The sequence below is a fragment of the Hydrogenophaga taeniospiralis genome, from assembly GCF_020510445.1.
Lineage (GTDB): Bacteria > Pseudomonadota > Gammaproteobacteria > Burkholderiales > Burkholderiaceae_C > Hydrogenophaga.
The window spans coordinates 2,711,290-2,724,443 of sequence record NZ_JAHBAG010000001.1; the positions used below are offsets into that span (position 1 = coordinate 2,711,290).

10 protein-coding genes and 1 pseudogene are annotated in these 13,154 nt (G+C 64.8%); 4 read left to right on the top strand and 7 right to left on the bottom strand.

Annotated elements, in window-relative coordinates; translation table 11 throughout:
• Window position 1 precedes the first annotated feature (1 nt).
• From KIH07_RS13100 to KIH07_RS13115, 4 genes are all read right to left on the bottom strand, one after another.
• A complete protein-coding gene (locus KIH07_RS13100) occupies window positions 2-901 on the bottom strand; it encodes a DMT family transporter (protein ID WP_226492390.1) in 900 nt (299 codons plus the stop codon).
• An 87-nt stretch (window positions 902-988) separates the two neighbouring features.
• Window positions 989-2,941: a potassium transporter Kup gene (locus KIH07_RS13105; protein WP_226492391.1), complete on the bottom strand. Its 1,953-nt coding sequence runs from the start codon at window positions 2,939-2,941 to the stop codon at window positions 989-991.
• Window positions 2,942-3,017: 76 nt separating this feature from the next.
• The gene (locus tag KIH07_RS13110) at window positions 3,018-3,728 is read right to left on the bottom strand and encodes a response regulator (protein WP_226492392.1); all 711 of its coding nucleotides are present in this window, start codon (window positions 3,726-3,728) and stop codon (window positions 3,018-3,020) included.
• The gene (locus KIH07_RS13115; protein WP_226492393.1) at window positions 3,725-5,299 is read right to left on the bottom strand and encodes a sensor histidine kinase; all 1,575 of its coding nucleotides are present in this window, start codon (window positions 5,297-5,299) and stop codon (window positions 3,725-3,727) included. Before KIH07_RS13115 ends, KIH07_RS13110 begins: the two co-directional genes overlap by 4 nt.
• Window positions 5,300-5,482: 183 nt before the next feature.
• On the opposite strand from KIH07_RS13115, the gene KIH07_RS13120 reads away from it, so the two are divergent.
• From KIH07_RS13120 to KIH07_RS13130, 3 genes and pseudogenes are all read left to right on the top strand, one after another.
• Complete coding sequence (locus KIH07_RS13120; protein WP_226492394.1) at window positions 5,483-6,142, top strand: glutathione S-transferase family protein; 660 nt, start codon at window positions 5,483-5,485, stop codon at window positions 6,140-6,142.
• Between the two features lie 36 nt (window positions 6,143-6,178).
• A pseudogene (locus tag KIH07_RS13125) lies at window positions 6,179-6,343 on the top strand (integrase core domain-containing protein); the annotation flags it as partial.
• A 238-nt stretch (window positions 6,344-6,581) separates the two neighbouring features.
• Window positions 6,582-6,944: a bleomycin resistance protein gene (locus KIH07_RS13130; RefSeq protein WP_226492395.1), complete on the top strand. Its 363-nt coding sequence runs from the start codon at window positions 6,582-6,584 to the stop codon at window positions 6,942-6,944.
• A 796-nt stretch (window positions 6,945-7,740) separates the two neighbouring features.
• Here KIH07_RS13130 and KIH07_RS13135 read toward each other — a convergent pair.
• From KIH07_RS13135 to KIH07_RS13145, 3 genes are all read right to left on the bottom strand, one after another.
• Window positions 7,741-8,307: a hypothetical protein gene (locus KIH07_RS13135; protein WP_226492396.1), complete on the bottom strand. Its 567-nt coding sequence runs from the start codon at window positions 8,305-8,307 to the stop codon at window positions 7,741-7,743.
• Window positions 8,304-9,065, bottom strand: a complete 762-nt coding sequence (locus tag KIH07_RS13140; RefSeq protein ID WP_226492397.1) for a hypothetical protein — start codon at window positions 9,063-9,065, stop codon at window positions 8,304-8,306. Before KIH07_RS13140 ends, KIH07_RS13135 begins: the two co-directional genes overlap by 4 nt.
• A gap of 434 nt (window positions 9,066-9,499) precedes the next feature.
• Window positions 9,500-11,011 carry a ComEC/Rec2 family competence protein gene (locus KIH07_RS13145; protein WP_226492398.1) on the bottom strand — a complete coding sequence of 504 codons (1,512 nt, stop codon included), beginning with the start codon at window positions 11,009-11,011 and terminating at the stop codon, window positions 9,500-9,502.
• A 145-nt stretch (window positions 11,012-11,156) separates the two neighbouring features.
• Between KIH07_RS13145 and KIH07_RS13150 the strand changes: the two genes are divergently transcribed.
• Window positions 11,157-13,139 (top strand): acyltransferase family protein, encoded by a 1,983-nt coding sequence (locus KIH07_RS13150; protein WP_226492399.1) that lies wholly within the window; start codon window positions 11,157-11,159, stop codon window positions 13,137-13,139.
• Window positions 13,140-13,154: the final 15 nt, after the last annotated feature.

Here is a 13,154-nt window from a genome sequence, read left to right on the forward strand (position 1 = left end):
CTCAGGGCGCAGGTGTCTCCGGCGCGGGCACGACCTTGCCGCGCAACGGGTTGAACCCCGTCACCAACGCGGTCGCCAGCAGCACCAGCGCACCGCCCGCGAAGATGCCGGGCGAGACCGCTTCGCCCAGGAACAGGTGGCCCCAGGTGACGCCGAACACCGGGATCAGGAAGGCCGGGCTCATGGCCGCCACCGGCGACACGTGGCGGATGATGCGCAGGTGCACCCAATACGCCAGGCCCGAGGTGATCACACCCAGCACCAGCATCGCGCCCAGCGCCGTGGGCGTGAACCGCGCCTGCGGCAGCGCCCACAGCGCGCCGGGCAACACCAGCACCAGCGAAGCCAGGTGGATGCCCGCAGCGATCGCCAGCGGCTGCATGCGCGTGGTGGCGCGTTTCATGAGCGGCGTGGAGAAGCCATAGCAGGCCGCTGCCGTGATGCAGGCCAGCGCCGCGGCCAGGGTCGCCGCGTCGGGCCGCACCGGCCCGAGCCGCACGATCAGCGCCACGCCCGCGAAACCACACAGGCAGCCCAGCAGCTTGCGCGCGGTGAGCGTGTCTTCCTTGAACCAGGCCGAGGCCAGCGTGCCGAACAGCACGGCGGTGGTGTTGAGCAGGGCGCTGTAGCCGGCTGGCAGGCGCAGCGCCGCCCAGGCGTAGAGCAGAAAGGGCACCGCCACCGACAGCACGCCGAGCAGCAGCAGTTCGCGCGCGTGCTGCCAGGGCCAGTGCTGGTTGCGCCACCGCATGATCAGCGCCAGCGTGAGCGTCGCAAGCCCCACGCGCCCGCCCGCGAGCACCAGCGGCCCCAGCAGCGGGCTGGCGATGCGCAGGAACAGGAAGGAAGCGCCCCAGAGGGCGGACAGGGCGACGAGTTGGGCGAAGTGGCGGGTTTGCACCGGGGGGATTGTGCGGGGCTTCGCGCTGCGGCGCTGTCCGCTGCGGCGCAGTGGAGACAGGCGCCGCCGGGCCTGTCTCGGTGGGCGTCAGATCTGCACCCGCGTGCCCAGCTCCACCACGGCATTGCCCGGCAGGCGGAAGAAGCCGGCCACCCCGCCGGCGTTCTGGCTCATGGTGGCGAACAGGTGTTCGCGCCAGCCGGCCATGCCCGCGCCGGGTGTGGGCACCACCGTTTCCCGGCTGAGGAAATAGGTGGTCTCGAACAGCGGGATCGGCAGGCCCTGGGCCTGGGCGAGTTCCAGCGCCTTGGGCACGTCGGGCGTGTTCATGAAGCCGAAATTGACCGTGATGCGCCAGAAACCGTGGCCCAGCGGCTCGATGTCCAGCCGGCGTTCCATCGGCACCCAGGGCACGTCGTGGAACACCACCGTCAGGATCACGTTGCGCTCGTGCAGCACCTGGTTGTGCTTGAGGTTGTGCAGCAGGGCCTGCGGCACGGTGCTCGGGTCGGCCACGGCGTAGACCGCGGTGCGCTCGGCGCGGTGGACCGAGCGTGGGTCCAGCCCCTCGATGAAGGGCTGCAGCTCCAGGCCGTCGCGCCGCAGGCTCTGCATGAGCAGGGCCCGGCCGCGCAGCCAGGTGCTCATCAACACGAAGATCAGCAGGCCCAGCGCCAGCGGGAACCAGCCGCCGTCCAGGAACTTGATGGCGCAACCTGCCACCAGCAGCGCGTCAACCGCCAGAAAGAAGGCGGTGGCCCCGATGGCCAGCGGCGCGGGCAGGCGCCAGCCGTCGCGCACCACGAAGAAGGTGAGCACGGTGGTGATCATCATGGTCAGCGTCACGGCGATGCCGTAGGCACTGGCCAGCGCCGACGAGCTGCCGAAGAACAGCACCACGGCCACCACACCGACCAGCAGCACCCAGTTGACCGCCGGCATGTAGATCTGGCCGACCTCGCGCGCCGAGGTGTAGCGCACTGTCATGCGCGGCAGAAAGCCCAGCAGGATGGCCTGCTTGGTCATGGAGTAGGCGCCCGAGATCACGGCCTGCGAGGCGATGATGGCCGCCAGCGTGGCCAGCACCAGCGCGGGCAGCACCCAGGCCTCGGGAAACATGCGGTAGAACGGGTTCTGGATGGCCGTGGGGTCGCTCATGAGCAGCGCGCCCTGGCCCAGGTAGTTCAGCATCAGGCTGGGGAACACCACGAAAGTCCAGGCCAGCTGGATCGGCCGCCGGCCGAAGTGCCCCATGTCGGCGTACAGCGCTTCGGCGCCGGTGATGGCCAGCACGATGGCGCCCACGGCGGCGAACAGGTGCCAGCCGCGGCTGGCCAGGAACTCATAAGCGTGCAACGGGTTGAGCGCGGTCAAGATGGCCGGCTGCTGCGCAATCTGCAGCAAGCCGGTGAAACCCAGCACCACGAACCACAGCACGATGATGGGGCCGAAGAACCGGCCCACGAAGGCCGTGCCCCGGCGCTGGATCAGGAACAGGCCCACCAGAATGGCCAGCGTGAAGGGAACCACGTAGGACTTGAGCGCGGGCGTGACCAGCTCCAGCCCCTCCATGGCGCCCAGCACCGAAATGGCCGGGGTGATCACGCTGTCGCCATAGAACAGCGTGGCGCCAAACATGCCCAGCAGCAACAGGCCGCCGCGCAGGGCGGGGCGGCTCTGCACGGCCTTGGCGGCCAGCGCGGTGAGCGCCAGGCCACCGCCTTCGCCGTGGTTGTCGGCGCGCAGGATCAGGATCACGTACTTGAGCGTGACCACCAGCATCAGCGCCCAGAAGATCACCGAGACGGCGCCAATCAGGTGCTGCGCGTCCAGTGGCACGCCGGTGTGCGGCGCGAAGATTTCCTTGATGGTGTAGAGCGGGCTGGTGCCGATGTCGCCGTACACCACGCCGATGGCGCCCAGGGTGAGCGCGGCCAGGCCTTGTTTGCGTGTGGCGGCGGAACCGCGGGGGCCGCTGGTTTCGGCGGGTTCGTCGATCCGCTGCGGGGAGTCGATGGGGGAGGCGGGGGAGGTCGTCATGAAGGCTTCCATGGTTCAGAAGCCTGGACGATGGCGCAGCGCGCATCAGGATCGCATAAGTGCCGCGCGTTTCGGGTCAGTCGTCGGCCTGCGTGTCCGCCATGCGGTAGCCCACGCCGGGCTCGGTCAGCAGGTGCCTGGGTTCGGCGCTGTCGTCTTCGAGCTTGGCACGCAGCTGCCCCATGTACAGGCGCAGGTAGTGCGTCTGCTCGGTGTGTTCGGCGCCCCACACGTCGGCCAGCAACTGCCGGTGCGTGACCACCTGGCCGGCCTGGCGCACCAGGCGCGCCAGCAGCTTGAATTCGGTGGGCGTGAGGTGCACCTCGTGCCCGTCGCGGCGCACGCGCCGGCTCGCCAGGTCGATGTCCAGCCCGCCCTGACGGTAGCTCAACACCGCCGGCTGGCTGTGGCGCCCGCGGTGGCGCAGGGCCACGCGCATGCGCGCCAGCAGCTCGCCGATGCCGAAGGGCTTCACCAGGTAGTCGTCGGCGCCGCCGTCGAGCAGGCGGATTTTCTGGCCCTCGGCCTCGCGCGCCGAGATCACGATCACCGGCGCCGTGGACTGGCGCCGCAGCTCGTTCAGGAAGGGCTCGCCGTCGCCGTCGGGCAGGCCCAGGTCGAGCAGCACCAGGTCGGGCGCGGCGCCCCGTTCGGCGTGCTGGAGCAGGGCGCGCGCGTCGGCCAGGCTGGCGGCGGCCTGCACCGCGTAGCCCTCCACCGAGAGCGCTTCGCGCAGGATGCTGCGCAGTTCGCGGTCGTCTTCCACCAGCAGGATGCGCTCACTCATGTCGGGTGGTCTCCGTCTCCGGGCGGTGGGTCTTGCAGCTCGCGCAGGGGCAGCAGGCAGTCGAAGCGGCAGCCGCCGTGCTGGCGCGGGCTCAGCCGCAGTTCACCGCCGTGCGCCCGGGCAATGGCGCGGCAGACCGCCAGCCCCACGCCCGCGCCCTGGCGGCTGGCCTCCACCGAGGCGGCGCGGCTGGCCTCGTCGCCGCGCTGAAACACCTCGAACACCCGCTCGCGCCAGGCCGGCGCGATGCCCGGCCCGCGGTCGCACACGCTCAGGCAGGCCTGGGCTTCGCGGCGCTGCACCCGCAGTTCCACCGCCGAGCCTTCGGGGCTGTACTTGAGCGCGTTGTCCAGCAGGTTGTCCAGCAACTGCGACACCAGCATCGCGTCGCACCACAGCAGCGGCATCTCGGGCTCGATCCAGGCTTTCACGCGCGCGCCCTCGGGGCGGCGGCGCGCGCGGCGCAGCACCGCGCCCACGATCTCCTCGGCCGACTCCCAGTCGCAGCGCAGCTGCACCGAAGGCATGTCCAGCCGCGCGAGCTGCAGGGTGTTGTCGGTCAGGCGGCTCAGGCGCTCGGCCTCTTCCACGATGCCGCCCGCCAGCCGGCGGCGCTGTTCCAGGTCGAGCCGCTCGGCCTGGTCGTGCAGGGCCGAGGCGGCGCCCATGATGGTGGCCAGCGGGGTGCGGTAGTCGTGCGAAATGGCGGCCAGCAACGCGTTGCGCGTGGCCTGCAGCTGGGCCTGTTCGCGAGCGCGCTGCTCCTGCTGGCCCATCAGCGAGCGGTGCAGGGCGCCCCCCATCTGGTCGCACAGCGCCTGCAGGTGGGGCCGCAGCTCGGGGCCGGCGCCGCGCGCCTCCATGCCGCCCAGCACGGCCGCGCCCAGCGTCACGCCGCGCCCGCGCAGGGGCAGGTACCAGTCGCTCAGTTCGTCGTAGCGGCCGGTGCCCGCGCCCATGGGCCGGCCGTCGCGGATGCACAAGGCCAGGCCGGCGCGCTGGTCGTCCGTCACCGCGCCCACCTGCAAGGTGGACTGGTCTTCCGGCTGGGCGCCCAGGCCGCGCAGCACCGCCACCGCCACCGGCACCCGCGCGGCCTCTTGCAGCGCCGCGTGCAGCGCGCTGGCGTGGGCGGCCGGGTCCACCGCGTCGCGCAGCGTGTCGCCCCAGGTGCGCAGCCGGGCCTCGCGCTGGGCCACCAGGCTGGCGGCCTCGGCCAGGTGCCGCTGGCGCACCACCAGGCCCGAGATGATCCAGTTGACCGCCAGCATCGCCAGCAAGAGCAGGGCGTGTTGGTGCAGGTCCACCGTGAAGGTGTAGCGCGGTGGCACGAAGCTCCAGTTGAAGCCGACCACCGCCAGCGCGCTGGCCAAGGCACTGGCCCAGCCGGGCCACCACAGCGAGGCGATGGCCGAGGTGAGCATCAACACCATGGCCAGGTTGGCCAGGTCCAGGTGCTGGTCGAGCACCAGCATGAGCGCCCAGCCCGTCAGCCAGGTCAGCCAGGGCCACAGGGCCGCCCGGCGCGGCGCGGGTGGGTGGCCTTCTTCAAAGGGGTTGGTGGGGTTCATGGTGGGCAAGCCTAGCGGCGGGGCCATCAGGAAAGCATAAGGCCGCGGGGCCGCCCTCCGTCAGCCGCGGCGCCACGGCCCGCGCACGCAGGCGCCCGGCGCCCGGTCTGGCCGGGCGCCGGGAGGCCCGGTAAAGTGCCATCGCTGGCAGACTCCCAGCGATGGCAATCGAGAGGTCCCACCATGTCGCTCGCGCTCTACGGTCACCCCTTTTCCTCGTACACGCAAAAAGCGCTCATCGCGCTGTACGAAAACGGCACACCCTTCGAATTCCGCTGCATCGGGCCCGACACGCCCGAACACGCCGCCGAGTGGCTGCGGCGCTGGCCCATGGCCCGGTTCCCGCTGCTGCTGGACGGCGAACGCCAGATCGTGGAGACCAGCCTCGCCATCGAATACCTGCAGCTCGCCCACCCCGGGCCGGTGCGCCTGCTGCCCGCCGACCCGATGGCCGCGCTGGACGTGCGCTTTCTCGACCGCTTCTTCGACCTGTATGTGATGAGCCCCATGCAACTGGCCGTGGACTGCGCGCTCAAGCGCTACCCGATGACCGTCGAAGAAGGGCGGGCCATTGCCAGCGAACGGCTGGAGCGCGCCTACGCCTGGCTCGAAGGGCATCTGGCCGGCAAGACCTGGGCCGCGGGTGAAGCCTTCACCCTGGCCGACTGCGCCGCCGCGCCCTCGCTGTTCTACGCGGACTGGGTGCACCCGATCCCCGAAACCACCCCCGTGCTGCGCGCCTACCGCACACGCCTGCTGGCCCGCCCATCGTTCGCCCGCGCGGTGGAAGAAGCGCGGCCGTTCCGACCGCTTTTTCCGCTGGGCGCGCCGGATCGGGATTGATGGGCTGGGCGGGCGGTTTCTGAGGGTGTGGCTGGGTGGGTTTATGGCTGGACATATCAGAACTCCGCTCAGCGCACCGCTGCCTTGGCTCACTGGGAACATCACTACAACTGCCATCGACCTCACAGCGCCATTGACGGATTGCCACCCATCTCCAGGCTCAGTTCTTCAAGAAACAACCTCTTGACGCTTCACACCTAGCCGGGCCACCACAGCGAGGCGATGGCCGAGGTGAGCATCATCACCACGGCAACGTCAGCCAGGGCCACCCGGCGCGGGCGGGCGGTCTTCTTCAAGGGGGTTTGTGGGGTTGATGGTGGGCAAGCCTAGCGGCGGAGCCGACAGGAAGGCACAAGGTCGGAGGGTACCCGATTGAAAACAGACGCTTGATCCGTGCATTGCCGCACAATTTGCATCATTCAGAAAATAGGACTTCGCGATGAAGCAGGCAAACTTTGGCAAGGCGATCCCGGTGCTCGCGTCTCTCGATATGGCGCGCACTTTGGATTTCTACAAGACCGTGCTGGGGTTTCAGACGCGGCAATTCGAGAAATTCAACTACGGCATCGCGGTGCGCGGTGATACAGAGCTGCACTTCTGGGCCTGCGACGACAAGCACATCGCAGAGAACACCTCGTGCTACATCCGCGTAGACGACGTCGCGGCCGTGCATCGGGAACTCAGCCCAAAGCTGCCCTCGCTACAGAATGTGGTTCGCACCGCTTGGGGGATGGACGAGATCTATGTTTTCGACCCGGACGGCAACCTGATCAAGTTCGGACAAGAGTCGTCTGGACAGTAGTACCCCATGTGGCCGAGGGGCGTTGGACTTCAAATTGGATATTAGGCAAGAACGTTGGTCGCTGGCCGACACTTTCCGGCCGCTACGGCTCCATGCCGACTCAATGCAGTCTTTGGCATTTACGAAATGCTGACATTCAACGAGCGCGCTGCCGTTTGGTCACAAGCACGCTCTTCAACTTTCTCTGTCAGGGCGCGCGCAGGCATCCGAAACGATAACAGGCGTTTCGCTCCAAAAGGCCGAACTGCTCACAGTTGAGTCGCTTTATTGCTCACCACCTGCTTTCGTCGCTCGGTGTGATCACTTTTGTTGAGGTCCTGTATTCTCCGAATTACCCCAGCCCAAGACGGCACATTTGATGACTTAACTGGGTGGGGAAGTTTGCCGAAGGGTCATCACCACTGGTGGGTTGCGCTTCTGAATTTCAGGGCTTTGCAAATGCTCTCGCGGGCTAATCTCTACGCTTGCGAAGCATCCTCCGGAAATTGACAATTGACTTTCGTTATGAGTGCCGCTTCCCATTGTTACGTTAGGCTTTCCTAATGGTTTCTTTGCCCAGCCTGTAATTGATTGCCCTGCTATGGAATCACCGACGCAAAGCATTGAGCTCGAATATTCGCAAGTCTCTGCTGCAGTTGCATATGCTTCTGTAATCGTGGCGGTCCCACGAATCCCCAGTTTGAATAAATACAGCGAAGTCTTTGTGCCAGGGCGACGCTTAGGTGGGTAGTGGAAAAATTGACGTGTGTGGAGGTCGACCTTTTCACCCTCTACCGACGCACCGATACCGGTTGCTTCAGCCATGTTGGCGCGAATGAAGGAGTTGCGATGCAACTTCAGATGTGAGCGATTCATTCTCGCTAAACGAAAGAGCATTGGAAATCACATGTTGCTCTATCCCGAGATAATCTGAAAAATCGCTGGGGGACATTTCAAAATCAAGCAACATTTGAATTTCTTTTATTTCATCAAGCACCGCAGAAATAGGTTTTTCTTGGTACTCAGTGGCATAATTGTCGGCTTCCTTCATGAACTCTTCTTCATTCATGGCGCCCAATAAATATGCACTGTAGACCGCCTGATAGTCAAGTCGGTGTTTTTGCCATTTAGTTATTGATTTTAGGCGAGAGATGGCTTGATCACTTTGCTCAAGCGTTTTGAGAAAAGTCTCTGCGAAAGTTGCTGTATCCCAAATGCCCGCCACCGTTGTAGTTGTGGTTGTTGTGAGAATTCGACAGAGTACATCCTCCCTATTAAATTCACTGAGTCCAAACAGCGACGAATCATTGGCGGTAGAATTGAGCCATGACACCGTATTCGGCGAGGTAGTACTCAGTGTTGTCAAGGGTTCATGAATAATCATTGCAACTCCAGTCCGGAAATCTCGAGGAAATTGTTGTTCAAAAATCTTTTGAGTGATGAAAAAATTTCGCTTGGATCTTCATTTAAGATAAAGCCCGGTGAAGCTGCCTCAATGCGATTGTTGATGTCAACGGTAAAACCCAAGCCTCTTCCTAAAAGAGGCATATCTTCAAACCTTATTTGTTTCCCGGGTGTAATCCCTTGTTGAGAGAGCTCCAGTCTCCGGGATTCGTAGACATTTGCGGTAAAGTTGACGAAATATTTCTCAAATTCAAACCCAATCATTACCTGTGTGCTTGCAATAGGGAGATTTCCATTAATTTTGTAGAATTTTTCAAATATTAATTTTTGTAAATCAATATTAGAATTTTCGGAGGCAAATTGAATATTCGCCACGAGGCCAACCAAGCCTAGTTCGCTCAAGGCGAATTTAGTCGTCACTAAAGAATAAAATTCATGGATGTTTCTTTCGATTGCATCCAGTTGCTTCCAAAATCCAAGCTCGGTGTTGGGAAATTTTAAATCAAGCTGACATCTGTTTTTCGAAAGGCTGATGGTCTTTTTCTCAGTTGTAAACACAATTCTAGGCATCGAAGGATCCGCGCTATCGGGGATATTTGTCTGCCGAGACTGAGCTTTGATGAAAGAGCCAAACGCCTCCTCGGCGCGACGCTGCTCGAAGCGCATTTGCTCTACAGGGCGCAAAAATTCAAGGACAAAGCTTGCCCCTGCGATTGTTGGTTTGCTTAAAACTGGCATAAATCAGATGAGGCTTGACGCGTGCGCATGATAGCTGCGGGAGCTCTTCACGGAGCTTTGTGCCCTCAATGCTCTCATAAAACCCGGGGAAGACCTGTGCTTTTTAAGGCATGCTCGGGCCGAGATGGCAATCCAAGCCGCGTCGGAGGGCGGCTGGGACGGCGCGATGACCACACGTGGCATGCGGACTTGCTCAGAAGCGGCCCGGATGTCGGTTCGGCACTTGTTCAAGTCGCTGCTGTTGTACTTCCTCTTTTCGTGCGACCTTGCGAGTTCACTTTCGGTCTCGGCCAGTAGTTCTTGGTCGGTCTTGTTCTTCATTGCCCACAGTGAAAAAGGCACTTGTCTTATGCGGCAGCTAGAGGGATGGGGCATCAAAAGTCCGTCCCTAGCCGATCCTCGACTTTCTTCCTCCGCTCGCATTGACCTCTCGCTCAGCTCAACTCCAGCTCCCCCGCCGCGTTGAAGGCGTAAAGAAAGTAGAACCACTTCTTGGTGTCCGAGCCGCTTTCGATGCGGAACGCGGTCATCAGGCGCTCGCCGTCGGTCTTGAGGTAGATCGCGCCGTACACCTCCACGTTGCTGCTGCCCAGCTGGCGGATGTCTTGTTTGATGCGCTCCAGTTGCGCCGGGGTGATGCCGGCGCCCAGGGCGTCCACGCGGGCCAGCAGCGCGTCCACCGTTTGGCGGTTTTCCTGCGCGCGCGTGGAGCGCTGCAGCTCGGTGGACAGGATCACCGGCGCCGCGCCGCGGCCGGCGGCGCCCAGGCGGCCCAGCAGGTCGGGCCGGGGGTGCACGTGGCCTTCCGCGTCGCCTGAAGAGATCACGAAAGCCGCGGGGTGTACCGCCTGCAGGAAGGCGTCGGTCACCTGGCTTGAACCGTGGTGGCACGACTTCATCACCTCGGCGCTCAGGGTGGCGCGCGCGGTGTCGATCATCTGCTGGTAGGCCGCGCTGCCTTCGCGGGGCCAGGCGTCCAGGCCGGCGTAGTGCGTCAGCAGAAACTTTTCGGCCGGCAGGTTGAGGTCGCCGCCGAAGAGCACGCTGAACCGGCCGAGCGTGAGCTTGAGCAGCACCGAGTGCCCGTTCTTGGTTTCACCGTACGAGTTGAAGCGGCGCAGCCGCGGCGCCTGCTGCGCATCGGGCTCCACCACCGGGCCCAGCACCTGGATGGTGTAGCCCCGCTGGTCCGAGGGGCCGAAGCCGGGCATCCACGCGAGGCCCTGCTCTTGCTGGGCGTGGGTGGTGGAGAGCATGCGGATGTCGCCGATCTTGGGGTTGTCCAGCGCGGCTTTCATGACGCGTGGGAACAGGTAGCGTGTGTCGTCGGTGACGCTGCCAAACGCCGCCTCGATGGCTGGGCGGTCCACCGCCAGGTCGTGGATGTAGGCGCGGCCGGTGGCGCTGTCGACCACGGGCTGGCCGATCTTGTCCCAGGTGCCGGGCACGGGGCGCTCCACCAGGCCGTTGTGGTAGACGGTCTTGAAGCCGACCTGCGGGTTCTGGAACAGCTGCAGGAAGCCCTGGTAGTGGTCCTGGTCGGGGTGGGTGAGCACGGCGGCGTGGAAGTTGAAGCCGGCATAGGTCTGGAAGCGCGCTTTGAGAAAGGCGTTCATGTTGCCGGCCTCGCCCGCGTCGATCACCATGATGCGTTCGTGCGCGCCGCGTTCGGGCGAAACGACGACGGCGCCGTCGCCCTGGCCGACGTCGACAAAGATGATCTCCAGCGGGCGCTGGGTCACCACGTCCTGTTCGGGGATGTAGAGCGTGCGGCGGGCGGTGGGCGAGCGTGGCGCCCAGTCCACCTCCAGCCAGCCGTCGCCCAGTTCCTGGCGGATGTTGAGGTAGTCGCCCCAGAGGACTTGCCGGGCCTTGGTCTTGCGGTTGCTCTCGTACAGGTACGAGGGTTTGCCGTCTGCGCGCAGCGCCACGAATCGATGGGCCATGGTCAGTCCCTCCTTGTGCTGAGCGGGAGCGTAGGCGCAAGTGGTGCCGCCGTCCAGTGGGGCAGGGCCCGCGACCCGCCGGCCACGGCGTTTCAAGGCCTTTGTTAGGATGCGAAGTTGCCTTTTTGCCCCTCACCCCAGCCTCATGTCGCACCCGCCACACACCGACAACTACCGCCCTGACATCGACGGCCTGCGGGCCGTTGCCGTCTCTGCGGTCGTCATCCACCACGCCTTTCCCCAGTTTTTCCCGGGCGGCTTCATCGGGGTGGACATCTTCTTCGTGATCTCGGGCTACCTGATCAGTTCGATCATCCTGGACAACCTGGCGCGCAACCGGCTCAGCTTCGCGGACTTCTATGCCCGCCGCGTCAAGCGGATCTTTCCGGCGCTGTTTCTGGTGCTGGCGTTCACGCTGGTCTATGGCTGGTTCGTGCTGTCGCCGCTGGAATACAAGGCGGTGGGCAAACACGCGCTCGCGGGCAGTTTCTTTCTGTCCAACTTTGCTTTTTGGCAGGAGGCGGGTTACTTCGATGCGTCGGCGGTTGAAAAGCCGCTGCTGCACCTGTGGTCGCTGGCGATCGAGGAGCAGTTCTACATCTTCTGGCCGCTGACCCTGTTGGCGCTGCACCGCGGCCACCAGCCCAAGAAGGTCTGGATCCTGGCCCTGCTGCTGCTCTCGCTGGGGGTCAACCTCTGGCTGGTGCGGCGGGACCTGACGGCGGCGTTCTACAACCCGATGGGCCGCTTCTGGGAAATGATGATGGGGGCCTATCTGGCCGCCAGCCGCCCGGCCCCGGGGGCCGCGGCGCAGGGCTCCGGCGCCAGGGCGCAGTGGCTGTCGACCCTGGGCATCCTGTTGCTGGCCTTGGTCATGTTCAAGCTCCACCCGGAGCGGCGGTTCCCCGGGGGCTGGGCTTTCGTGGGCACCCTGGCCACCTGCCTGCTGATCGCCGCCGGCCCGCGCGGGTGGTTCAACCGGTACGTGCTGTCGAGCAAACCCGTGGTCTGGATCGGGCTGATCAGCTACCCCCTGTATCTGTGGCACTGGCCGCTGCTGGCCTATCCACACATTGAATTGGGCGAGGCGCCGCGCGCGCTGCATCAGATCGGCTGGGTGTTGCTGGCCGTGCTGCTGGCCTGGCTGACCTACCGGCTGGTCGAGCGCCCGATCCGCTTTGGCCATTGGCGCCAGTGGCGCTTCACCACGGTGGCCCTGGGCGCCGGGGTGGCACTCTCTGGCCTGACCGGCTTCACCATCTACCAGCAGGAAGGGCAGCCCGAGCGCCTGCAGATGCTGGCGGCCAACCGGGCGTCCAGCGACGGCACGCCCGAGCAGACCCAGGCGCTGCTGGCCACGCTCTCGTCCAAAGGGGGGCGGTCCGCCGTCACCGAGGGCTGGCGCGACGGCGACTGCATGCTGGATTTCAAGGCGCTGCCCAGCCAATACAAGCCGTTCTGCGTCGAGAAGAAGCGCCCGCTGGTCTTCCTCTGGGGCGACTCGCATGCCGGCTCGCTGTACCCCGGGTTCAAGGCGCTGCAGGACAGCGGCCAGTACAGCTTTGGCCTGGGTGAGCGCACGGCCGCGATCTGCCCGCCCATCCTGGGCATCGAGCCGCGCCCGCGTTGCAGGAGCCTGAACGACGACACCATCCGGGTCATTCGTGAGACCAAACCCGACGTTGTCGTGCTCTACGCCTGGTGGCACGAGGGCAAGGTCAAGGGCCGCTACAAAGACACCTCCGGCCTGGAGCCGACCGTGGCCGAGCTCAAAAAGGCCGGCGTCAAGCGCATCGTCCTGCTCGGGGCCGTGCCGTACTGGCGCGAAGACCTGCCCAAGCTGCTGCTGAAGGAGTGGAAAGCCAGGCAGCGCCTGCCGCTGCGGCTGGGTGACGAGTTCCTGGACCCGCACGTGAAGGCCGCGACCGCCGAAATGCGCCAACGCGCCGCCGCCATGGGCATCGAGTTCATCTCGGGGATGGACTCTTTCTGCAACCGCGACGGCTGCCTGTCGCGCATGGAATCCGGCTCCACCGAGCCCCTGAGCTACGACTACGGGCACCTGTCGTTGCCCGCGGTGAAGTACTACGTGCAGCAGATCGCGCCGCGGATTCTGGGGAAGAGCTGAACGCGGTATCGGCCT